Source organism: Pinirhizobacter soli, assembly GCF_015905305.1.
Classification (GTDB): domain Bacteria; phylum Pseudomonadota; class Gammaproteobacteria; order Xanthomonadales; family Rhodanobacteraceae; genus Pinirhizobacter; species Pinirhizobacter soli.
The window spans coordinates 573,044-593,775 of the sequence record NZ_JADZLQ010000003.1 but is presented as its reverse complement, the minus strand read 5'-3'; the positions used below and the strand labels follow the sequence as shown (position 1 = coordinate 593,775).

Below are 20,732 nucleotides of genomic sequence, written 5' to 3'. Positions count from 1 at the left end.
AGCCATCCGACCATGGAACAAGACGAAATTTACATTGCCGATCTTTGGCGTGTGTTTGCCCGCGAGTGGCGATGGTTTGCCATCGTGCTGTTGGTGGTGCTCGCCTGCACGTTTGCCTTCATCCACGCGGCCAAACGCCAGTGGGAAGCCACCGCATGGTTCCAGATCGCACAGGTGGGCCAGGTGCCTTCCGGGCAGGATCCGCATGCCGAATCATTTCAGCGCGTACTCGAGCGCGTGCAGACGGTGGACTTCCAGAACCTGGTGCTGAAGAACCAGGGGTTCGCCGAAGATTCGCCCGAGGCGCGGCTGTATCGCAAAAGCCTGAAGTTTGATCCTTCGCCGTATGCGCAAATGATCAAGCTCACCATCCGCGCCACCTCGCCCGAACTTGCCGTCCGGCTGGCCACGGCCACGGTGGATGAACTGCATGTACTGCATCGGCAGCTTGGAAGCGAACCGCTGCGCATGGCAAAGACCGCCCTGGTGGAATTGCACGAGCAGCTCGATGCGGCCACGGCCGACCGCGACCGCCTGCTGCAGGTGGTCAACGGCAAGCCCGGCCAGGAAGCGTCGCTCGCGTCGGTCCTGCTGGCCAGCAAGTCACAGGAAGTGCGCAGCCTGCGGCAATCCACCACCGACCTGACCACCCGGCTCGGCCCCAGCTACACCTTCGATACCTCGCTGGTATTTCCGGTTTACGTACCGAAGGGACCGTCGTTTCCCAACGTCACGCTCCTCTGGGGTATCGGCATCGTTTTCGGGTTGTTCTTTGGCGCGCTGGCAGCCATGGCGCGCAACGCCGTCCGCCGCACGAGCACGAGGTAACCGGCCATGAACGAAACACAGCTCCTGCAGACCCAGCTTGCCTTCGACAGCGTGGCCGCCGACTACGACGGCCCGCGCGGCAACAACGAACTGATCCAGCGCATGCGCCTGACCCTGTGGGATACCGTGCGCGATGCCGTCGCCCCGGGTGGCCGCCTGCTCGACCTTGGCTGCGGCACGGGCCTGGACGCTGTGCACTTCGCCGGCGAAGGTCATGAGGTGGTCGCCACCGACTGGTCCCCGCAGATGGTGGAGCGCACCCGGGCACGGGCGATCGCCGACGACCTGCAGTTTCGCGTCGATGCCGCGCACCTTGGCGTGCAGCAGCTGAGCCAGCTTGAGGGCGACGCCACCTTCGATGGCATCTATTCGAACTTCGGGCCATTGAACTGCGCGCCCGACCTCGTTGCCCTGTCCAACCAGTGCGCACGCCTGCTGCGCCCGGGCGGCACGCTGGTGTTCTCGGTGATCGGCCGGATCTGTCCCTGGGAAGTTGCCCATTACGCGTTGCGGGGGCGGTTCCGTCGGGCGGTGGTACGGGCCGCGCGGGGCGATACGCCGGTGGGCATGAACCGCCACGTGATCTGGACGCGGTATTACCTGCCGCGGGAGTTCTACCGCTCGTTCGCCGGACAGTTCGAGCTGTCGAGCTACCGTGCCCTGAGCTTGTTCGTGCCGCCACCGTACCTGGTGGAATTCCAGCAGCGGCATCCGGCGTGGTGCGAGCGGCTGGGCCGCATGGACGACCGCATGGGTGGATGGCCAGTGCTTCGAAACATGGGCGATCACTTCCTGATCGTCATGCGCAAGCGCCCGGAAGCATGACGATGCGCGCGCCGTCGGTCCACGTCGCGCTGGCCCACGCGGTGTCGATGACACCCGCCGGTCTGTCGCGTGGACCGCTGTCGATCAATGGCGGCGATCTGGCCAACGGATCGAACCCGCGGGCCTTCAGCGTGGACCTTCGCGGCCACATGGTTTTTCCCGGCCTGGTGAACGCGCACGACCACTTGCACGTGAACGCGGTACCGCCATTGCCGACCGGCGCGCCGTTCGCCAACAGCTATGCCTGGATCGAAGCATTCCAGGAACATTTCCGCGCGCCCGAAGTGGTCGCGTCGCTGCAACGGCCGAAGGACTTGCGGATGCGCCACGGCGCGCTGAAGAACCTCCTGGCCGGCACCACCTGCGTGGTGCACCACGACCCCTGGCACCGGGCGCTGGATACCGCCGATTTCCCCGTCGCGCTATTGCGCGACTTCGGCTGGAGCTATGCGCTCGGCGGTCCCGCCTACGGCCCCCCGGTACAGGCCAGTTTCCAGGCCACGCCCCCGGAGCGCCCCTGGATCATTCATCTTGCCGAGGGCACCGATGCCACGGCAGCCGCCGAGCTTTCGGCGCTCGATGCCATGGGATGCCTGGCGGCCAACAGCGTGTTGGTGCATGGCGTGGGCATGGGCGATGCCGATATCGATCGTGTGATCGCGTGCGGCGCCACGGTGGTGTGGTGCCCGGGCAGCAATCGCGCGTTGCTGGGGCGTTCACTCGACCCCCGGCGCCTGTACGAAGCCGGCCGGCTGGTGCTGGGCAGCGACTCGCGCCTGAGCGGCGAGCGCGACCTGTTGGAAGAAATGCGCGGCGTACTGTCACGAGGCGAACTCGATGCCGCCGGGCTGTTGCGCCTTGCAACCTTCGACGCGTCGCGCCTGCTCAAGCTGCACGGCCACGGCAACCTGGCCGCCGGTCATCGGGCGGATCTCGTGATCGTTGAAGACCGGGGCCGCGGCGCCGGGAACCTCGCGGGCATTTCCCGCCAAGAGATTCGCGCCGTGGTGCACGGCGGGGTGCCGCGCATCGCCGACATGGACTTCGCCGCGTGGTTCGAAGCTGCCGGTATCGACACCGTGGCGGTGACGCTCGATGGCCGGGCGAAGCTGCTGGACAAGCGGCTGGCGACACCTGAACTGATCGCGATGGAACCGGGGCTGGAGCTCAACGGCGCCGCACGGATGCACTTGCACGAGACCCGTTTTGCCATGGGAGTCCACTGATGTCCGGACCATCCATCCTGGAACCACGCAGCGCCTATGCATTATGGGCATCAAGCTATCCGGCGCACGCGCACAACGCCGTGATGCTGGCCGAGGAGCGGGCGATGCTCGATCTTCTTCCGTCGGACCTGGCAGGCATGTCGGTGCTCGATGCCGGCTGCGGCAGCGGTCGCTACATGCGCCATGCACTCGATCGCGGCGCCGCAGACGCCACGGGCGTGGATCTGTCACCACCCATGCTGTTGCGCGCGCACGACGAACTGGCGTTGCGCGCGGATCCAGGCCGTTACCGGCTGATAGAGGGAAGCGTGGACGCGTTGCCCGTGCCCGATGCCTTTGCCGATGTCACGCTGTGTGGCCTGGTGCTTGGCCATCTGGAAGAGCTCGGCGCGGCGCTTGGCGAGCTTCGCCGCGCCACCCGGCCCGGCGGGATGGTGTTGTGCAGCGACGTACACCCAATCGGCCATGCCCTGGGTTGGGTACGCGATTTCAAGTCGGCGGGAAAACGCTACGCCGCGCGCCATACCCAACACCTTTACCACCACTGGCACGCCGCCTGCGCCGCCCACGGCCTGGCCATCGAACACGTGCTCGAACCCATGCTCGATCCCAATGACATTCCAGCCAGAGCCCACTTCGATGCGCGCGCGCTCGAGGTGCCGGTGGCATTGGTGTTCGGTTTAAGGCGAATCCCATGAATGCCCTCCACTCCCTGTCCCTGCCAGTGTTGCGTGGCAAGCCACGGACCCTGTTGATCAACCCGACCATCACCTCGCGCTCGGGCACCCGCTTTCCGCTGGCGATATTGCATCTGGCCGCGGCACTTGATCGCTTCGGCGAAAGCCATCTGATCGATGGCAATATCGACCGCGATACGGTGGATGCCGTCTTGCGCTGCATGGCGGAGCAGCACTTCGACGCCGTGGGTATCAGCGTGATGGGTGGCCCGCAGGTTGCGCCTGCGATTGCGCTCTCCCGGGCGATCCGCGAACACCACCCGGATGTCGCGATCATCTGGGGCGGGTATTTCCCGACGCTCTATCCCGATACCACGCTGGCAGCCTCGTACGTGGACTACGCCATCCGCGGCCAGGCCGAGGAAACCCTCCCCGAACTCATCGCCGCCATCACCGGCGCCGGCACGCCGGACCTGGGCAAGATCGGCGGTTTGTCGTGGCGCCGCGATGGCGAGGCGGTGCACAACCCCAACCGCCGCTTCAACATCTCCGACCCGGGCAAGATCCTGCCCTACGACAAGCTAGGCGACCTTCGGCGCTACCGCGCACGCACCTTCCTGGGCAACAGCACGGTCGTGCACCAGGCGTCGGTCGGCTGCCGCTTCCGCTGCACGTTCTGCGGCGTGGCCGCGATGTTCGGTGGCACCACGGTGCTGCCGGCGGCCGAGCAGCTCGATCGCGACCTGCATTACCTCAAGCACGAATATGGTGCGGATTCGGTCCAGTACATGGACCACAACTTCTTCGATCGCGAACGGGACATGATCCCGCTGCTGGAAGTGATGGCCCGGTATGAACTTCCCTGGTGGTGCTTTGCGCGTTCCGATGCGCTGTTGAACCTGTCGGAAAGCACCTGGAAGCTGGTGCGCAAGAGCCAGCTGAAGATGGCCTATATCGGCGCGGAGTCTCCCAGCGGGGCGATGCTCAAGGAAATCCGCAAGGGCACGCGCCCGGACCAGACCCTAGAAGTGGTTGAACTGTGCCGCCGGAACGGGGTGATCCCGGAACTGTCCTTCATGGTGGCTCCACCAGAGAACACCGAGGAAGAAACCGAGCACACCTTCGAATTCATTCGTGAACTGAAGCGGATCAACCCGGAGGCCGAAGTCGTCATCTACATCTACACGCCGCTGCCGGAAAGCAGCAAGCATGAGAAGGACCGCGGCAAGCGCAGCAGCATGCCGCTGCTCGATCTGAATGGCGAGCCCCTGGTGTTCCCGTCCACGCCCGATGAATGGACGCAGCCGCAGTGGGTGAACTACGCCTGCCATGCCGATGCTCCCTGGCTCGACGACAAGCTGCGCCGGCGCATCGAGGATTTCGTCACGGTACTGCGCTGCCGCTTCCCCACCGTGCAGGATCTGAAATCACCGCGCTGGGCCAAGCGCAGCCTGAGCGTGATGGCCCGGTGGCGCTACCAGCAGCGCCGGTATGACAAACCGTGGGAGCTGAACCTGGCCAATCGCCTGGTCCGCCTGCGTATGCCGCAGGTCTCGGGACTTTAGGGACGTATCGTCAATGCACGTGGCCCAGGTCAATTTCCTGTCCGCACCGGTGGATATCCCGCCCGAGGCGTTGCTTACCCATTGGAGCACACTGGGCGACGTGGCCGACGCCGTGGCGAGCGCAGGCACGCGGGTGTCGGTGGTGCAGGTGGCGCCCTACCAACACCGGATGACGCGTGGCGCGGTGGATTACCACTTTGTCCCAATCACGCCTGACGACGGCGGACGGCGCTTGGCCACCGTGCTGGGTGATCTGGGCGTGGACGTGGTGCATGCCAATGGGCTGGGCTTCGCCCGGCAGGCACATGAGGTTTCGCGCTATCGCCCGGACCTTCCCATCGTGTTCCAGGACCACGCCGACCGCGCCCCACCGTGGTGGCGGCGCGCACAATGGCGGCGCTGGTATGCCGTGGCCGCAGGCGTGTCGTTCACCGCGCAGGAGCAGGCGCGACCGTTCGTCGACGCGAAGTTGTTCGGGCCACGGACATTGCAGTTCTCGATTCCCGAATCCAGTTGTCTCTTCAACCCGGGAAGCCGCGAGGCGGCGCGCGTGGAAACACACATGCATGGCGACCCCTGCCTGTTGTGGATCGGGCACCTGGTACCGGGCAAGGATCCGCTTGCCATGCTCGAAGGCGTGGCCCAGGCCAGCGAGCGGCTACCGGATCTGCACGTGTGGTGCGTCTTCGGCACCTCCCCGTTGCTTGAGAAAATGCAGCGACGTATCGCTGCCGACCCGCGGTTGGCCGGCCGCGTGCACTTGATGGGAAGCGTGCCCCATGCACGCATTGAACGCTTGATGCAGGCGGCGGACATCTTCGTTTCGGCCAGCCACCGCGAAAGTAGCGGGTATGCCCTGCTCGAAGCCATGGCCTGCGGCACCATACCGGTGGTAACGGATATTCCCTCCTTCCGCGCCATCACCGGGCATGGCGCCGTGGGCCGCCTGTGGCCGGTGGGAGATCCGGCCCGGCTGGCGGACGCGCTTGTCGCCGTGGCGACGGGTGCACCGGCACGCCGTGCCGTCCGCGCCCGCTTCGACGAAGAACTGTCCCCCGCTGTACTGGGTCGCCGCTGGACCGATGCCTATGCCCAGGTGATCGAAGCATCGCGCGTGGGAACGTCATGAAGATCGCGCTGGTACTTCCCGGCGGCGTCGATCGCAGTGGCGAGGTCCGGGTGATCCCCGTGTTCCTGGCGCTGGTGGAACGACTGGCAAGGGTGCACGAAGTCCATGTGTTCGCCCTGCGACAGGAAGCGAAGCCTGGTCAATGGCCATTGCTCGGCGCAACTGTCCACAACATCGGTGACGGCTGGACGCGCATGCGGGCGCTGGCAGCGATTCGCCAGGAGCATCGCCGCGGCGCATTCGACGTGGTGCAGGCGTTGTTCTCCGGCGCGGCCGGTCAGGTAGCGGTCGTCGCCGCACGATGGCTGCATGCGCGTGGCGTGGTGCATATCGGCGGTGGCGAGCTGGTGTCGATGCCGCGCATCGGCTACGGCGGACGGCGGAACTGGAAGGGTCGACTGCGCGAAGCCTGCGTGCTGCGCGGGGCGCATGCGGTCACCGCGGCCAGCATGCCGGTGGTGGAATCATTGCTGGCCTTAGGGATCCATGCGCGGCGCATTGCGCTGGGCGTGGATTTGCGCGCCTGGCCACCGCTGGCGCCGCGCCGACGCGGCGGATCCGTGGCGCGCCTTATCCACGTGGCCAGCCTGAACCGCGTCAAGGACCAACCCACCCTGCTTCACGCACTGGCGAAATTGAAGCGCGCGGGCATCGCCTTCCAGATGGATATCGTGGGCGTGGACACCCTCGACGGCCAGATGCAGGCGCTGGCAAGCCACCTCGGTCTGGACGCGAACGTCCATTTCGCAGGCTTCAGGACGCATCGTGAGCTTCGCGACATGGTCAAGGCCGCGGACCTTCTGGTGATGTCATCGGCGCACGAAGCCGGCCCCATGGTGTTGTTCGAGGCTGCCATCGCTGGCGTGCCCACGGTGGGCACGGCGGTGGGGCACCTGGTGGAGTGGTCGCCGTCCGCGGCGCTTGCGGTACCCGTGGGCGATGCCACGGCACTCGCCAGCGGCATCGAGCGCCTGCTGGCCAACGAGGATCTGCGCCTGCACATGGCCGGTATCGCCCAGCACCGCGCCATCATCGAGGATGCCGACTACACCGCCCGTGCGTTCGAGACGCTGTACCTGGAAGTACTCGGGCCGTTGCCCGCCGCTACCGGCTGAAGGGCCGGCGTTATCGGGTTGCCGAATTCTTCGAAGGCGGCGCGCACCGCGTACAAGGCATCCATGCGCGGAACCGGCCGCGTCAGCACACGAAGGAAACGGCGTCCCCGGGGCAGGTCCACCCAGCTGCGTTCACGCAGCCACAATTGCGTGCTCATCATGTCCTGCTGTTCCTGCAGCGCCTCGACAGGTGGCCGGATACGGTTTTCCAGGTAGGTGCGCACTTCGCCGAACGAGCCGAACCACTCGATGCCGTGCAGCGTGTGATGCCAGAAGCCGGCGCACGAGGCTTCGGTGAGCGTGCGGCGCCGCGAGGTCAGGCGCAGAAGGACACGGCCGCGAGGCGCCAGCCGGCTGATCACACACCCCGGGATCGCATGTCGGTAATAGCGCGCCACCATGGCCAGCGGGGGGAACGCCCACCATGCACCGCGGCTGTCGGCACCGAAGACTTCGTCCCAGTCGTTGGCGGACATGCGTGCGGCCAGCAGCGCGATGTCGTGCATGTGCACGAGGCGAAAGCTGCGATTGCAGATATTCCCCGCCGCATGCAACAACAGGTGGCTCATCAGCGCACCGTTGGATGGATACGTGTTGAGTCCCGGATGTGCCGTGATGGGGAACACCCGCCTGGTGATATCCACCTTGGCTACCGGCAAGCGTTCCTGGATGCAGGTATGCAGTTCGATGTTGATCGGGGTATCGCGGTGGTCGCCCAGGCAGGCCTGCGGTTCGCCATCGGCGGGCTTGAGCACGCGGTGTTTCCACACCGAAAACGAAGGCACGTAACCCAAACCCTGAAGCAAGACCGTCATCGCATCCAGATCGCCTTCAGGCACCAGAAGGTCGATGTCGGCCATGGGCCGGTCGCCCGCCTGGTAAAGGCCCATCGCATGCAGGGCCGAACCCTTCAGCGGCACCGTGGCGATGCCGGCGGCACGCGTCTCCTGGTCGATCTGCGAAAGCAGTTCCGCGATGCGTCGGTGGCGCAATTCCACGTGCTCGCGCTGGCTCGCCGTGAAGGCCGACCAATGCGGTCCCTGCCAGGCCTGGCATCTGGCCATCAGCGGCGCTACGCCGTGGATCGCGGCGGCGGCCGATGCAAGGCGCCACTGCGCTTCGTCCCACGCTGGGGTCGGCCCGCCGGGCCTGGCAAGCTCGAAGGCCAGCGCCTCGGTGGCGCGGCGCAGGCCCCGCCTAATGGTTTTGAGAGGTGGCAGCACGGCGCTTGACCTGGCTGGCATCGGACGGTGCCAAAGTGGGTGTGGCATTGGCGTTGCGGTGCGCGCCTTCGCAGGCGATCAGGGCATCCCATCGCGCCTGGAGGCTGGCCAGTGCCATCGCGCTTGCCTCGCGACCTGCCTGCTGCAACTCAACCTGGGCATGCAGCAGGTCGCGGAAGCTGCGGTAGAAGTGCGAGTCGTAGGCGCCGCTGAACATCATGGCCAGGTCACCGGAGTCCTGCCAATGGGTCTTCTCGCCCAACTGGGCCTGTACCTGCTCGAAGAATTTGGTTCCGGGAAGCGGATAGGACACGCTCACCCCGATATCGTCGGGCGCGGCGCGGGCGATCAATGCACGCGTGGCCAGCAGGTCGTCGAGCTGTTCACCCAGATATCCCAGCTGGATGAAGAAACCGACGCGGATGCCGCGCTCGCCCAGGCGCTGCCGGGCGGCCACCAGGTCGTCCACGCGGGTGCCCTTGGTCATGCTGTCCAGCACGCGCTGGCTGCCGCTTTCGGCGCCGATCCATGCCTCGGCGCATCCGGCCCGCGCCAGTGCGTCGGCCATGCGATCACTGCAAAGGTCAGCGCGCGTCTGGATGGTGAAGGGCACCGAGCCGTCGGCCTCTCCCAGGTGGTCGGCGAAGGCGCTGACCCAGTCGAAGTGGAAGCCGAAGATATCGTCGGCCATCCAGATATGGTCGGGTGCGAACGCATGCTTGAGATAGGTCATTTCCGCAGCCACGTCCGCCGCGTCCCGTTGCTTGTAGTGGTTGCCCCAGATCGGCTTCGCACACCAGTTGCAGCGGAACGGGCAGCCGCGCGAAGCGGCCATGTTCAGGCTGAAATAGCCGTGCCGTTCGTTCCACAGGGCGCGGTAGCGTTCGATATCCACCAGGTCCCAGGCCGGGTGGCCCACCAGGCGCGGATCCGGTGGCATCGCGCCGATACGCGGCACCTTGGCCTGGCCGCCCACGAGCGTGGCCACGCCGTCGATGTTCGACACCCAGTCGCGCGCGTCCATGGCCGGGTTCGCATCCAGCCGATCGATCAGCTGGGCGAGGGCGGCGATGCCCTCGCCCACCAGCACCGCATTGGCGCCCGCCGCCAGGAAAGCTTCGGGATGGTCCGAGGCATCGGAGCCGGCCACGATCACCCGCGCGCCCATCGAGCTTGCTTCGCCGATCATCCGGCAGGCCGCCTCGCGCATGCGGCCCAGGCACATCTTGGTCAGGAAGTTGAAATTGTCTTCGTAGAAGACCACCACGTCCGGTGCCGATTCGACGAATGCCGGCTCGTAGTCTTCCACGCCTTCGGCGAGCATGGCGTCGAACAACGTCACCTCGTGCCCGGCTTCACGCAGGAAGGCGGCGACCTGGATCGTCGCCAGCGGCGGATAGGGCTTGCCTCGCTCCCATTGCTTGCTGTCGTATCTCAGGAAATAGGAGTGGCTGACCTGGATCTTTAACATCGGTTACGGGGCCTTGAAACGTCGCCGGAGGGACGGACGGCGGCGGAAGACGTGCATATGAATGCCCGTCGTTGCCCGCTGCATGGGGGTAAGTGCCAAGGCAGCGGCGATCGGTTGCGTCGCGTGGCCCCGCGCCCTGCACAACCTTTCCCATCGGGCAGGGCACCCACGGAGCATGAACTTTCGATCCGGCAGGCACCTGGTGCCGTGCCCCGCCACGGCCCACCCTGCGAAAAGACGACGATGGCCCTGACCGAACTGCATGGCGTCACCAACGCCAGCGCCGATCCCTTTGCCGAGGTCATCGAGCATCGGTTCACGTTCTCGCAACAGATCCTCGGTGCCCGTTTCCGTTTCGAGGGAAACAACCAGGCACTGGTGGATGTTGCGCAGGCCACCTACGCGGGCCTGCCCCGGCACCAGTTGCCGGTGGAGGCGCCGGAGTTCCGCATCGAGTTGCGACTACTGCCGCGCCGATCCGGATCCACACAGGGGGAGCCACCGCCGGTGCGCATGCAATCGGGCGCCGGCTTGCTGTGTGGCGTGATGGACGCATCCAACTACGTGGTGCTGGCACCGGGCCAGCGGCGGGCGCTCATCGTGGCGTCGGCGGACATGCTCGATGAGCCCTACCATCTTCGTTACGAAATGATCGAGTTCGCCGTATTCGTGCTGGCCACGCGCGGTCTGGGCCTGGTGCCGTTGCACGGCGCATGCGTCGGCCGCGGCGGCCGTGGCGTGCTGGTGCTCGGGGCCAGTGGCGCGGGCAAATCCACGCTGGCACTGCACAGCATGCTGCGCGGACTGGATTTCCTGGCCGAAGATGCCGTGTTCGTGCGGCCGGAAAGCCTGCTGGCCACCGGCGTGGCCAATTTCCTTCATGTACAGGCCGATGCGCTGGGCTTCATCGACGACGATGGCGCACGGCGCTGGATCGGCGAGTCGCCGGTGATCCGCCGGCGCAGCGGCGTGGCGAAGTTCGAGGCCGATCTTCGGCTGGGCCGGTTCAAGGTGGCACCGCAGCCGCTGGAACTCACCGCGGCCGTCTTCGTGAGCCGCGAACCCGCAGCCGGCGCTCGTCTGGTCAATCGCCTTGCCGTCAACGACGCCGCCTCGCGCCTGGTGGCCGACCAACCGTATGCCTCCACCCAACCCGGATGGCGCTGCTTCGAGGAACGACTGACACGACGCGGCGTGCATGAACTGAAGCGGGGACGGCATCCGGGTGATTCGGTGGATGCGTTGCTGACACTGCTGGCATGACCATCCATCGCACCGTGCCCGATACCGTGCCCGCAAGGGTGATGGTGCGCACGCTTGCCGGCCTGTTCACGCGTCAGGAATGGATCAAAACGCTGTGTTACGTGGCGCTGTCGCTCGGCGTGGCCTTGTCCGGAAGCGTGGCGGCCCTGCTGCTGGTACCGCTGATGCAGCCGTCACTGCTGGGCCGTGGATGGTTCAGCATGCACAGCACCGATGCACAGGCGATCGCCTTCAGCATCGCCACCGTCGCCTTCGCCCTGATGCGCTGGCAATCGGCGCGCCTGGGCGCTTGGCTGGTCGGGAGCCTGGCCCGTAGCCTGCGGCAGCACGTCCATGCCCACTTGATGGCAACGCCCCTGGCATCGCTGGCCAATTCCCCATCGTCGGAAATCGCCAACGTCCTCACTTACAACGTCGAGATCGTCGTGCAGGGGTACGGCGCGCTGCAGCAACTGCTGGTGGCCGCCCTCACCTCGGTGGTGACCCTCGCCTTCGCCGTGTGGATATCACCGTGGCTGGTATTGGCCGTGCCTTTGCTGGTGGTGGCAGGGTTGCTGATATCGCGCAGTTTCGGCCGCGAACAATCGGCCGTGAGCCGTCGTTACATACGGGACCTCACCGACCTCTTCTGGCACAGCGAGGATTTTCCCCGCCGCCTGCGCCACGTGCGATCGTTCGAGCGCGAGACCGCCGAAGAAAAGAGTCATCACGCCGCGTCCTCCCGCCTGGCCCAGGGTTACGGGCGGCAGCTGGAACTGATTGCCTCCGGGCGGCTGGTGCTGGAACTGATGGCGGCGCTGGGTGTGGGCGCGGTCTTCATGCTGGCCCACCGCTGGCAGGGCATCGACCAGGGCTCGCTGGTGGCCGTGTGCCTGCTGCTGGTGCGGCTGCTGCCTTCGGTCCTGCTAACCCGGCAAAGCTTCCAGCAATGGCGGTCGGCCGTACCGGCGTTCGAACTGTGGCGGAAGTACATGCAGCTGGACACGACACAGCCGGCGGCTTCGTCGAGGCATGCCCGCGGCGCTGCGGATGTGATTTACATCGAACGGGTGCGGGTGACACCACCTGCCGCGGGTGTCACCTTGCTCGACATCGAACTCAAACCGGGCGAACTCACGCTGATCTCTGGCCGCTCAGGGATAGGCAAGACGAGCCTGGTGGATGTGCTTGCAGGCATGGCGGAACCGGAAGTGTTCCTGGCGCGCGACAGCTTCGGGCCGATCGGCTTCGACGACTATCGCGCGCATGTCCGCCGCGGCGCCTATGTCGGCCAGCAGGTACGCCCATGGCAACGAACGGTGCGCGAATGCCTGCTATGGGCCGCGCCCGGCGCCACCGAACGGGACCTGGGCAACGCGCTGCGTGACGTTGGCCTGGAAAAGCGGCTGGAGGCCTCGATCGACGGATGGGATACGGCACTGGACGATGCGTCCAGTCGGCTGTCCGGCGGCGAACTGCAACGATTGATGCTGGCGCAGGTGATTCTGCGCCAGCCTCACCTGGCAGTGCTTGACGAAGCCACCAGCGCCCTGGACGCGCCGTCGGAGTTGTCCGTACTGAAGGCGGTGAAACAACGCCTGTCCGGCACCGTCATCCTGGTGGTGTCACACCGTGCTGGCGTTGCGGATATCGCCGACCAGCACATCTCGGTCGAAGGCTCGCTTGTCCAGCGCAGCACCCATCACTTCGCCGCGGCGGGCCGTTTGTAGGGAATGAATGGCCCGAGGCTCACGAAGCCCTTCGGAAAATGTGCGCTCCGGTCCACCATGCGCACGATGTCCATCGTGCATAGCTGGGTGCCGTATGTCTTCGTCACCAGGATATCGTCGCTGGATAACGAGTCGGCGCCGCCCTTGGGATAGTTGACGTAGATCGTCGATCCGAAGTCGTACACGATGGCCGTGTGGTCGATCACCCGGCTGCCTAGCGCCTGGGGCTGGTTGATGCAGGTCACGGGAGCTCCCGCCACCCGCCCTTCGAGCAGCTTGGCCAGCTCTGCGGCGGGGTCGTGCTTGCTGGCGGCCAGGGCACTACCGCAGACGGCCAAGGCGGCGGTGCCGAGAGCAAGAATTTTCGTGAGGGTGCGCATGGGAATTCCTCCCGTCAGGGGACGCGTCCCCATGGTATGCCGATCCCTATCCTCCGGAAGTCTCCGCGAAGACCGTGGTTACCCGCCGTTAGGCCATGGCTAACGCAGTTCCAGCCACCGGTCGGGTATGGGCCCGGCGACAAGCATCCGGCGATCGCGTCCGTAGTGATGTTCGACGGCCCAGGGATAGGCACGGCCCTGGCGGGGCATAACCGCGTCGCCGCGCTTGACGTAACCCGCGGCGAGCTGGCCCAGCACGTTGCCTTCCGCCGCCACGCCATCGAGATCGCGTGGCGTTGCCACGGCGGCGCCGCTGGTATCCATGTGGGTAAGCAGGCGGCAGACATAGGTAGCTGCCAGGTCCGCCTTCAATGTCCAGGGCGCATTGGCATAGCCGATGACGACGGCGAAATTGGGCAGGTCTTGCACCAGCACGGCCTTGTAAAGCATGCGGTCATGCAGCGGGTGCAACTCGCCATCCACGCGCACCTGCATGCCCCCGAGCACCTGGATCGTCAGGCCCGTGGCACTGACTACGATGTCCGCCGGCAACTCCTGGCCCGATGCAAGGCGAATGCCCGTTGGCGTGAAAGTATCGATACGGTCGGTGGCCATCGACACCTTGCCCGCCTTGATGGCTTTGAAGAGATCCGCGTCCGGCACCACGCAGATACGCTCGTCCCAGGGCATGTACGAGGGCGTGAAATGCCGCATGTCCATGCCCTTACCCGCGTAGAGGCGCATCTGCGCCATCAGCAGGCGGCGCATGGCATGCGGCCAGCGGCGGCAAGCGATGTACAGCCCGCGCTGGATCGCGATCATCAGCCGGCGCGACATCCGGTGCACGACGGCCTTGGGCAGCACGTGGCCCAGCAACCTTGAGAGCGGATCCACGCCGGGGAGCGAGATGATGTAGGAAGGCGACCGCTGAAGCAGCGTCACATGGGCAGCCTTGTCGGTCATGGCCGGCACCATGGTGACCGCCGTGGCGCCGCTGCCAACCACCACCACGTTCTTGCCCGTGTAGTTGAGGTCGGATGGCCAGTGCTGGGGATGGACGATCGTGCCGCCGAAATGCTCCTGCCCGGGAAACGATGGTTGGTAGCCGGCGTCGTAGTCGTAGTAGCCCGTGCAACTCACCAGGAACCTGGCGGTGAACACTTCCTGGAGGCCTGTGGCTTCATGCAACGCGTGAAGCGTCCATGCACCCTCGGTGCCGCTCCATTCGGCGCGCTGCACCTGGAGGCCGTAGTGGATCTTTTCTTCCACGCCATATTCGCGGGCGGCGTCCTGGATGTACTGCCGGATGGATTCACCATCGGCCATCATGGTCGGCGATTGCCACGGATGGAACGCATAGCCGAAGCTGAAAACATCGGAATCCGAGCGAATTCCCGGGTAGCGGAACAGGTCCCAGGTCCCGCCCAGGCGTTGGCGGCGCTCGATCAGGGCTATTGTCTTGCCTGGATGTTCGCGCGCGAGATGGCAGGCCATGCCAATCCCGGCAAGGCCCGCCCCGATGATCACCACGTCGAAACGCTCGCCGCCCATAGCCTGGCACCCCGAACGGATGTGGCCACAGCATAAGCGTTTCAGGCGGCTTTGGCGCCGGCAGCCAGCGCCTTGACTTCCCGGGTGGTCAGAGTCTGGCCTCCGATGCCCCACTCACCGCTCTTTACCTCTTCCACCACCACCCAGGTCACCCCGCGCATGTTTTCCCCTTCGATGGAAACCATGGTGTCGGTGAGCTTGCGGACCATCTCCTGCTTCTGCTCGGCGGTAAACACGCCTTCGATCAACTTCACATTCAAGAACGGCATTGCGACTTTCCTCTGGTTTACCCGCTTCGGTCGTGAGCGGGCTTGGTGGAATGGTGTCCGCCGAAGCGCCCGGGCGTCCTTGCCGCGCGTGCGACCGGCCTTGCCATTCGTCCGCCCATGCCGCCGGGCAGCCCATGCGTCCGGAAGTACGTGCCGATCGTCCGGCCGTTGGTGGATCGGCCTCCCGGTCTATGGGAAGGAACGCGCCGCCGGCTCACAATCAGTCTGTAAAGCGGAGGAAAAACCATGGCATCCATGGAGATCGCAAATGCGGTGGAGCGTTTGCACCAGGTATTGGAGCGGCGCCCGGGTGCCGGCATGCATGACGACTCGTCGGCCACGGCACGCTGGATGGATGGGCTTCATGTGGTCATTGCCCATGCCAACGGCCATGAAGTCGCCACCGACATGCCGACGGAATTTGGCGGCCCTAACGATGGCACGCTGCCGTCGCCGGGCTGGCTGTTCCGGGCCGGCATGGCCTCATGCCTGGCCACCTGCATCGTGATCAACGCGGCCAGGCAAGGCATCGAGCTGACGACATTGCAGGTATCGGCGCATTCGCGATCGGACACGCGCGGCGTGCTCGGCATGCCCGATGCCGACGGGCAGCCCGTGCAGGCGCAACCCTTTGAATGCGGCCTGGCCGTGCGCATTGCCGCCCGCGATGCATCAGCCGCCACGTTGCGGGAGTTGGTCGAGGCGAGCCGCCGCGCATCGCCCATCCCGCAAGCTGCGCAGAATGCCATGGTGGTTGGCCTGGATGTCGACATCCCGGATACCTGATGGACGCGCTGTCTGAAATGCTTCGCGTGGTACGGATGGTAGGAGCCATCTTTATCCATGCGCGCTTCACGGCGCCGTGGTGCTACTACTCGCCACGTGCGGATATCGCCGCGCCCTTCCTTGAACCGGGCGCCGAGCGCGTGGTGATCTTCCACATGGTGACCGAGGGTGAGTGTGTCGTCGATATGCCCGGGCTGCCTTCCGTGCGGCTGGGCGCGGGCGACGTGGTGATATTCCCGCGCGGCGACGCTCATTGCATGGCATCGGAAGAAGGCATGAAGCCCGGCCCCGGCGGGGACCTGTGCAAACTTCTGTCTCGACGGCCGCGGCAATTGGTCTACGGCGGCGGTGGTGCACGCACGCGAATCGCGTGCGGTTACCTTGCCTGTGATGAGCGACTGGCGCGCATGCTGCTGGCGGGCTTGCCGCCCTTGGTCAAGGTGAACGTGCGCGGCTCGAACGCCGGCGCCTGGCTTGAAGCATCGTTGCGCTATGCACTGGGCGAAGCGCGCTCGCCGAGGCCGGGCGGTGAAGGCGTGCTTGCCAAGCTCGCCGAAGTGCTCTTCATCGAAGTGCTTCGCTTGTACATGAATCAGAAGCAGCCTGATCGCGTTGGCTGGCTGGCGGGACTTGCCGATCCCGTGGTCGGCGCCGCGCTCAATGCCATGCATGCGCGCCCGACGCACGCCTGGACACTCGATGCACTGGCCGCGCACGCCGCATCATCGCGGTCCGTGCTGGCCGAGCGGTTCCGCCAGCTGATGGGCACCACACCCATCCATTACCTGGCGCAGGTTCGCATGCTGATCGCCGCCAACCTGTTGCGCCAGACCAATGCATCGCTGGCGCGCGTGGCCGAGGACGTCGGCTACCAGACCGATACGGCATTCATCCGTGCCTTCCGGCGTGAATATGGAGTGCCGCCGGCGACTTGGCGGCGAAGCCAGTCGCCGACGGCATTGCCCACGTAATCAGTTGGGCAGGGGCAGTGAGATCGGATGGGATTTGACCGAGGCGCTGAGCGACGGGAACGGATCGATACCGGTTTCGTCGATGATCGCCTGCACGGAGACTACCTCGCAGGTGGGCACGTCGACGTTGGTGCACTCCCATGCCGCGGCGCCGCCCTGGTCGGCGTCGTAGATCGCCTTCCACGTGTAGTTGGGCACCACCACGGCATCGGCACCGATGGTGTCGGGCGTCGGTCCGTCGAAGGCGGGGCCGGTCACTACGTAGACCTCGCCATCGCTGGTGGCCATGTTGCGCACGGTTGTCTCGATGCGCTCCCACTTGCCGGTGTTCAACACGTGCGACTGCGGCACCATGTTGGCCAGCGAGAAGCTCTGTTTCTGCGAGGCGGCATCCGGCTCGTCGCCCGCTGGTGTCATATGGCCACGGTCGTAGCCGCTGCCTTTGTAATCGGCCAGTTCCGAACGGTCCGCCACCGGGATGCCGGTTTCGGCATGGAATGAATCCTTGCGCGAGATATTCCCGGCGTCGGCAATCTGTTCGGCGGTGAGGTGCTCGGCGGACCACAGCGGTCCCTTGGTGACGCCGGAGGCATCCATGGAATACGCGCCATAGCAGATGGTGGTGGTGCGCTCGGCGAGCGAGGTATCGATCAGGTCCGGGGCCTTGCCGCCCTGGAACAGCGATGGACAGTTGGTGTCGGCGGCGTGGCCGGCGAAAGGCAAGACGAGAAGCAACAGCGCCGCATGCACGACGCGAAGGTGACGCTTGGACATTGGCAGTTTCCCCACGCAAAATCCCCCTGCGTGATCGAGTGTGCCGCGCGAAGTGTTGCAGCCGGTTACGTATTCACCCGCGCATGTCCGCAGTTGGGACACGCGTCACATGATCGCAAGATCATGCGTTCAGCGATGTCGAGGACGTTGCCGCATCCAGCAGGCGATGCTCATCCGCGCGCGGGTGGCCGGCAGCACTTCGTGCAGAGTGTCCGAAGACATGAACAAGGCCAGCGTTCCCGCTCGCGGGAATATGTCGCGTGTGATGTTGCCGGCGAGGTGCAGTCGCAATGCGCCGCCTTCGTCGTCGAGCCAATCATCATTCAGGTAGAACACCGCCGATACCACCCGCTCGTCGGAATCGCGCAGGCGATCCACGTGGGGCACATAGCCCGTGCCGATGGCGTACACCGCATAGTGCGATTCGCTTTCCACCATGGTGAACATCAGGGCGCGGTTAAGCGAATGCATCAGTGCATCGATACGCGCCACGAAGACCGCCTGCGCGGACGTGGGCGCGAGCATGTCGAACCATTGCGTCACGTCGCCACGCAACAGGCCCGCACTATGCGAGGATCCCGTAGCCGCTACCCGCATGGCTCCACGCGCATGCTCGGCTGTGCATTCGACGCCCAGGGCACCGGTCTGCGCCGCCGTCAGCAGCCCGTCGGCCACGCACCACCCGTCGGTAGCCAGCGCCGCCGCCACAGGCGCAAAGCCATCCCGGGAGATATCCATGCCCGCAGTCTACGCCCAACCCACTAGGGGTCAGAGTTATCTCTCGTCTGACAGACACGTAGGCCGCCAGACACTGCAATGACTCTGACCCCTAGTGCGGTTCGGCGAGGATATCCTTCAGTTCCACCAGGCTGTTGCGCACGGACGGACCGCTGGCGTACAGCACCAGCTGCAGGATGGTCTCGGTGACCTGCTGGCGGGTGGCGCCCATTTTCAGCGCCGCTTCCGCGTGCGCCCGCAGCTGTGGCATGGCGTGGCCAAGCATCACGCAGGCCGCCACCAGGATCAGTTCGCGCGTGACCAGGTCCAGGCCCGGGCGGCTCATGATCGTGCCCATCGCCACGTCGACGGTGATTTCGGCAAAAGCGGGGCAGACATCGGCAACCTCGGCCATCATCGCCTCGCCGGCGTGGCCGCCATGCAGCTTGTCGATCAAGGCCAGGCCGCGGCGTCGAAGTTCGGTTTGCTCGGTCATGCGGGGGTGCTCCAGGGGACACCGCCAGCTTGCCCGTGACATCGAAGGCAATAAACTCAAGCCTGGTACGAATTCTTTGAACCAGGGGTTCGTAATACCGGACTGCGTGGCCAGCCGATCAGACTCGATCCTTCGTCAGTTTCAGATCGTTGAACTTGCGCCGCTCGATCAGCGCATCTATCTTGCCGTCCGCGCCACGATGGAAGATCAGAAGGTTTCGTTCGTCATCGCTGCCCATGAACACGTCGTGGGCGATGGGCTGCAAGATGTTGGGCGTGCCGCCAGCATGTGTGGTGTAGCTGACCACGCCGCCTTTGTTGACCACCGTCCACGCGCGGGTCGGCGCATAACGGAAAGAGCCCACGTAATCCTCCGGATGCATGTTTGCCACGGTGAGCTTGGGTGGATCGGTGGGCAACGTTGAATCGGCATAGCCGGCAAGCTTCCAGCCGTCAGCCTGTTTGACATAAGTCCATAGCGACTCGTAGCGCACCACGAGCTTTTGGCCGAACACCGTTTCCTGTTCGTATTCTTCCACCTGCAGCAAAGCGGTGTCGCCGTGAAGGGTCACGTGCGGATCGCGCAATTGGATGCTGCCGGCGAACCCGGGCGGGAAGGCGTGCAACGAATCGATGGTGTCGGCCTTGTGCGCGATGCGGCCGAATTCATCCACCAGCACTGCGTCGTCGGTCAACAGTCGCTGCCAGGTTGCCTTGTCGCCGGTGGGAAGGCCATCCACCAGCGCCTGGGTTGATGCGAGCAATTCCTTCTGCAAGGAAGCCGGGGCATCGGTGGCCGGTGTGGGCATGGCGATGGCCGCCGCGAGTAACCCAAGCGCAAGAACAGGCGTACGAACTGACATGGCGGCGTCTCCCCGGGGATGGCCGCGAGCATGCACCGCACTCGAGCATCGCTGCCCGTGCATGAAGTCACATGCCTTTTCTTGTCAGCCTTCCGGATGTCGGACCTTGCCGAAGTGAGAAGCCGTGTACAGGCCGATGGCGAGTGCGCCGAGCAGGGCCGTGACGTGCAATGTCCAGCCGCCAGCCAATACGGCCGAGAATTCGGCAATCGCCGCTGCCGCCATGACGTTGGCCAGCCCCCACAGCACGTTCACCACAGGCGACGACAAGCCTATGCCGCGAGGCTTGGCAAACGGCGTCTGGAAGGGTTCACCGCTCAGGCCATTGGCCAGGTGCGGGATGGCATTGCAGAGAAAGGCGCCGAGGAAGAAGGCAGCCACGTAGCTCATGAGCCGGATTTCTCCGCCTGCACCTCGGCCATTGTGCGCAAGCCTGTTCCCCAATGCGTGGGCTCGACTTCAGTGACCACGATGGTGACGGCGTGCTCAGGCACGCCCAGCACGCGGACGGTGGTTTCGGCCAGAGCCTTGATGTATTCGGTCTTTTTCTCAGGGGTTCGGCCGCTGAGCATCTGTATGGAGAGGACGGGCATGTTGGATTCCTTGAGGGGTGGGATCGGCGCACTTTAGCTTGTCGTGAGCCGATTTTGACGTGTGCGCAAGGCTTGGGCCCAGAGTGGCGCGCGGGCGCATTCTTCGCGCATGCGCGCGATCTCTGATTTCCACGGCCCAGTTCTTCGCACGAACGTGCGGCTTTCAGCACCTGGTGCACCAGGTCGTTACGCCGTTCACGGATGCGCTTCAGGCGCCGCAGCCAGCGGCGGAATTCCACCAGCGTCGTGTCGCGCCGGCTATACATGCCTTGCACCAACTCATTCAGGATCGCCAGTTGGTT

At 65.3% G+C, this 20,732-nt stretch carries 22 protein-coding genes; 11 read left to right on the top strand and 11 right to left on the bottom strand.

Annotation, left to right across the window (positions count from 1 at the left end):
- Positions 1-12 precede the first annotated feature (12 nt).
- From NDK18_RS15910 to NDK18_RS15880, 7 genes are read left to right on the top strand one after another with little or no spacing between them, the layout of a single operon-like run.
- A complete protein-coding gene (locus NDK18_RS15910) occupies positions 13-828 on the top strand; it encodes a Wzz/FepE/Etk N-terminal domain-containing protein (RefSeq protein ID WP_250626405.1) in 816 nt (271 codons plus the stop codon).
- 6 nt (positions 829-834) lie between these two features.
- Positions 835-1,653, top strand: coding sequence for a class I SAM-dependent methyltransferase (locus NDK18_RS15905; protein ID WP_250626404.1), 819 nt, complete (start codon positions 835-837; stop codon positions 1,651-1,653).
- Positions 1,650-2,879, top strand: a complete 1,230-nt coding sequence (locus tag NDK18_RS15900; RefSeq protein ID WP_250628340.1) for an amidohydrolase family protein — start codon at positions 1,650-1,652, stop codon at positions 2,877-2,879. The genes NDK18_RS15905 and NDK18_RS15900 overlap by 4 nt, the downstream gene beginning before the upstream one ends.
- Positions 2,879-3,577 carry a class I SAM-dependent methyltransferase gene (locus tag NDK18_RS15895; protein WP_250628339.1) on the top strand — a complete coding sequence of 233 codons (699 nt, stop codon included), beginning with the start codon at positions 2,879-2,881 and terminating at the stop codon, positions 3,575-3,577. Before NDK18_RS15900 ends, NDK18_RS15895 begins: the two co-directional genes overlap by 1 nt.
- Positions 3,574-5,121, top strand: coding sequence for a B12-binding domain-containing radical SAM protein (locus tag NDK18_RS15890; protein WP_250628338.1), 1,548 nt, complete (start codon positions 3,574-3,576; stop codon positions 5,119-5,121). The genes NDK18_RS15895 and NDK18_RS15890 overlap by 4 nt, the downstream gene beginning before the upstream one ends.
- Positions 5,122-5,134: 13 nt before the next feature.
- On the top strand, positions 5,135-6,250 hold the full coding sequence (locus tag NDK18_RS15885; RefSeq protein WP_250628337.1) for a glycosyltransferase family 4 protein: 1,116 nt from the start codon (positions 5,135-5,137) through the stop codon (positions 6,248-6,250).
- Positions 6,247-7,365 (top strand): glycosyltransferase family 4 protein, encoded by a 1,119-nt coding sequence (locus NDK18_RS15880; RefSeq protein WP_250626399.1) that lies wholly within the window; start codon positions 6,247-6,249, stop codon positions 7,363-7,365. Before NDK18_RS15885 ends, NDK18_RS15880 begins: the two co-directional genes overlap by 4 nt.
- Here NDK18_RS15880 and NDK18_RS15875 read toward each other — a convergent pair.
- Together NDK18_RS15875 and NDK18_RS15870 are read right to left on the bottom strand one after the other, a co-directional pair.
- A complete protein-coding gene (locus NDK18_RS15875) occupies positions 7,296-8,588 on the bottom strand; it encodes a nucleotidyltransferase family protein (RefSeq protein ID WP_250628336.1) in 1,293 nt (430 codons plus the stop codon). The two genes, NDK18_RS15880 and NDK18_RS15875, sit on opposite strands and share 70 nt — an antisense overlap.
- Positions 8,563-10,059 carry a B12-binding domain-containing radical SAM protein gene (locus NDK18_RS15870; protein ID WP_250628335.1) on the bottom strand — a complete coding sequence of 499 codons (1,497 nt, stop codon included), beginning with the start codon at positions 10,057-10,059 and terminating at the stop codon, positions 8,563-8,565. The genes NDK18_RS15875 and NDK18_RS15870 overlap by 26 nt, the downstream gene beginning before the upstream one ends.
- 243 nt (positions 10,060-10,302) lie before the next feature.
- Here NDK18_RS15870 and NDK18_RS15865 point away from each other — a divergent pair, with 243 nt between their 5' ends.
- Together NDK18_RS15865 and NDK18_RS15860 are read left to right on the top strand one after the other, a co-directional pair.
- The gene (locus NDK18_RS15865) at positions 10,303-11,322 is read left to right on the top strand and encodes a phosphoenolpyruvate carboxykinase (ATP) (RefSeq protein ID WP_250626397.1); all 1,020 of its coding nucleotides are present in this window, start codon (positions 10,303-10,305) and stop codon (positions 11,320-11,322) included.
- Entirely contained in the window at positions 11,319-13,031 is a 1,713-nt protein-coding gene (locus tag NDK18_RS15860; RefSeq protein ID WP_250628334.1) for an ATP-binding cassette domain-containing protein, read from the top strand. The genes NDK18_RS15865 and NDK18_RS15860 overlap by 4 nt, the downstream gene beginning before the upstream one ends.
- On the opposite strand, the gene NDK18_RS15855 is transcribed toward NDK18_RS15860, so the two are convergent.
- The 3 genes from NDK18_RS15855 to NDK18_RS15845 form a co-directional block, all read right to left on the bottom strand.
- On the bottom strand, positions 13,004-13,411 hold the full coding sequence (locus NDK18_RS15855) for a hypothetical protein (RefSeq protein WP_250628333.1): 408 nt from the start codon (positions 13,409-13,411) through the stop codon (positions 13,004-13,006). The genes NDK18_RS15860 and NDK18_RS15855 overlap by 28 nt on opposite strands.
- 99 nt (positions 13,412-13,510) lie before the next feature.
- Positions 13,511-14,962, bottom strand: coding sequence for a flavin-containing monooxygenase (locus NDK18_RS15850; RefSeq protein WP_250628332.1), 1,452 nt, complete (start codon positions 14,960-14,962; stop codon positions 13,511-13,513).
- A gap of 41 nt (positions 14,963-15,003) precedes the next feature.
- Positions 15,004-15,231 (bottom strand): tautomerase family protein, encoded by a 228-nt coding sequence (locus tag NDK18_RS15845; protein WP_250628331.1) that lies wholly within the window; start codon positions 15,229-15,231, stop codon positions 15,004-15,006.
- Positions 15,232-15,477: 246 nt separating this feature from the next.
- Here NDK18_RS15845 and NDK18_RS15840 point away from each other — a divergent pair, with 246 nt between their 5' ends.
- Together NDK18_RS15840 and NDK18_RS15835 are read left to right on the top strand one after the other, a co-directional pair.
- On the top strand, positions 15,478-16,017 hold the full coding sequence (locus NDK18_RS15840) for an OsmC family protein (protein ID WP_250628330.1): 540 nt from the start codon (positions 15,478-15,480) through the stop codon (positions 16,015-16,017).
- The gene (locus NDK18_RS15835) at positions 16,017-16,988 is read left to right on the top strand and encodes an AraC family transcriptional regulator (protein ID WP_250626389.1); all 972 of its coding nucleotides are present in this window, start codon (positions 16,017-16,019) and stop codon (positions 16,986-16,988) included. The genes NDK18_RS15840 and NDK18_RS15835 overlap by 1 nt, the downstream gene beginning before the upstream one ends.
- Here the strand turns inward: NDK18_RS15835 and NDK18_RS15830 are convergent, their stop codons facing one another.
- From NDK18_RS15830 to NDK18_RS15805, 6 genes are all read right to left on the bottom strand, one after another.
- On the bottom strand, positions 16,989-17,762 hold the full coding sequence (locus NDK18_RS15830) for a DNA/RNA non-specific endonuclease (RefSeq protein WP_250628329.1): 774 nt from the start codon (positions 17,760-17,762) through the stop codon (positions 16,989-16,991).
- A gap of 129 nt (positions 17,763-17,891) precedes the next feature.
- The gene (locus NDK18_RS15825) at positions 17,892-18,500 is read right to left on the bottom strand and encodes a 2OG-Fe(II) oxygenase (protein WP_250628328.1); all 609 of its coding nucleotides are present in this window, start codon (positions 18,498-18,500) and stop codon (positions 17,892-17,894) included.
- Between the two features lie 91 nt (positions 18,501-18,591).
- On the bottom strand, positions 18,592-18,975 hold the full coding sequence (locus NDK18_RS15820; protein ID WP_250628327.1) for a carboxymuconolactone decarboxylase family protein: 384 nt from the start codon (positions 18,973-18,975) through the stop codon (positions 18,592-18,594).
- A 118-nt stretch (positions 18,976-19,093) separates the two neighbouring features.
- Positions 19,094-19,837 carry a nuclear transport factor 2 family protein gene (locus NDK18_RS15815; RefSeq protein WP_250628326.1) on the bottom strand — a complete coding sequence of 248 codons (744 nt, stop codon included), beginning with the start codon at positions 19,835-19,837 and terminating at the stop codon, positions 19,094-19,096.
- An 84-nt stretch (positions 19,838-19,921) separates the two neighbouring features.
- Positions 19,922-20,227 (bottom strand): hypothetical protein, encoded by a 306-nt coding sequence (locus tag NDK18_RS15810; RefSeq protein ID WP_250628325.1) that lies wholly within the window; start codon positions 20,225-20,227, stop codon positions 19,922-19,924.
- Positions 20,224-20,430 (bottom strand): tautomerase family protein, encoded by a 207-nt coding sequence (locus NDK18_RS15805; RefSeq protein ID WP_250628324.1) that lies wholly within the window; start codon positions 20,428-20,430, stop codon positions 20,224-20,226. The genes NDK18_RS15810 and NDK18_RS15805 overlap by 4 nt, the downstream gene beginning before the upstream one ends.
- Between the last annotated feature and the right edge of the window lie 302 nt (positions 20,431-20,732).

Coding starts and splice junctions, on each gene's coding strand:
- NDK18_RS15910 (WP_250626405.1), top strand. CDS start 13: ATGGAACAAGACGAAATTTACATTGCCGATCTTTGGCGTGTGTTTGCC.
- NDK18_RS15905 (WP_250626404.1), top strand. CDS start 835: ATGAACGAAACACAGCTCCTGCAGACCCAGCTTGCCTTCGACAGCGTG.
- NDK18_RS15900 (WP_250628340.1), top strand. CDS start 1,650: ATGACGATGCGCGCGCCGTCGGTCCACGTCGCGCTGGCCCACGCGGTG.
- NDK18_RS15895 (WP_250628339.1), top strand. CDS start 2,879: ATGTCCGGACCATCCATCCTGGAACCACGCAGCGCCTATGCATTATGG.
- NDK18_RS15890 (WP_250628338.1), top strand. CDS start 3,574: ATGAATGCCCTCCACTCCCTGTCCCTGCCAGTGTTGCGTGGCAAGCCA.
- NDK18_RS15885 (WP_250628337.1), top strand. CDS start 5,135: ATGCACGTGGCCCAGGTCAATTTCCTGTCCGCACCGGTGGATATCCCG.
- NDK18_RS15880 (WP_250626399.1), top strand. CDS start 6,247: ATGAAGATCGCGCTGGTACTTCCCGGCGGCGTCGATCGCAGTGGCGAG.
- NDK18_RS15870 (WP_250628335.1), bottom strand. CDS start 10,059: ATGTTAAAGATCCAGGTCAGCCACTCCTATTTCCTGAGATACGACAGC.
- NDK18_RS15865 (WP_250626397.1), top strand. CDS start 10,303: ATGGCCCTGACCGAACTGCATGGCGTCACCAACGCCAGCGCCGATCCC.
- NDK18_RS15860 (WP_250628334.1), top strand. CDS start 11,319: ATGACCATCCATCGCACCGTGCCCGATACCGTGCCCGCAAGGGTGATG.
- NDK18_RS15855 (WP_250628333.1), bottom strand. CDS start 13,411: ATGCGCACCCTCACGAAAATTCTTGCTCTCGGCACCGCCGCCTTGGCC.
- NDK18_RS15850 (WP_250628332.1), bottom strand. CDS start 14,962: ATGGGCGGCGAGCGTTTCGACGTGGTGATCATCGGGGCGGGCCTTGCC.
- NDK18_RS15845 (WP_250628331.1), bottom strand. CDS start 15,231: ATGCCGTTCTTGAATGTGAAGTTGATCGAAGGCGTGTTTACCGCCGAG.
- NDK18_RS15840 (WP_250628330.1), top strand. CDS start 15,478: ATGGCATCCATGGAGATCGCAAATGCGGTGGAGCGTTTGCACCAGGTA.
- NDK18_RS15835 (WP_250626389.1), top strand. CDS start 16,017: ATGGACGCGCTGTCTGAAATGCTTCGCGTGGTACGGATGGTAGGAGCC.
- NDK18_RS15830 (WP_250628329.1), bottom strand. CDS start 17,762: ATGTCCAAGCGTCACCTTCGCGTCGTGCATGCGGCGCTGTTGCTTCTC.
- NDK18_RS15825 (WP_250628328.1), bottom strand. CDS start 18,500: ATGGATATCTCCCGGGATGGCTTTGCGCCTGTGGCGGCGGCGCTGGCT.
- NDK18_RS15820 (WP_250628327.1), bottom strand. CDS start 18,975: ATGACCGAGCAAACCGAACTTCGACGCCGCGGCCTGGCCTTGATCGAC.
- NDK18_RS15815 (WP_250628326.1), bottom strand. CDS start 19,837: ATGTCAGTTCGTACGCCTGTTCTTGCGCTTGGGTTACTCGCGGCGGCC.
- NDK18_RS15810 (WP_250628325.1), bottom strand. CDS start 20,227: ATGAGCTACGTGGCTGCCTTCTTCCTCGGCGCCTTTCTCTGCAATGCC.
- NDK18_RS15805 (WP_250628324.1), bottom strand. CDS start 20,430: ATGCCCGTCCTCTCCATACAGATGCTCAGCGGCCGAACCCCTGAGAAA.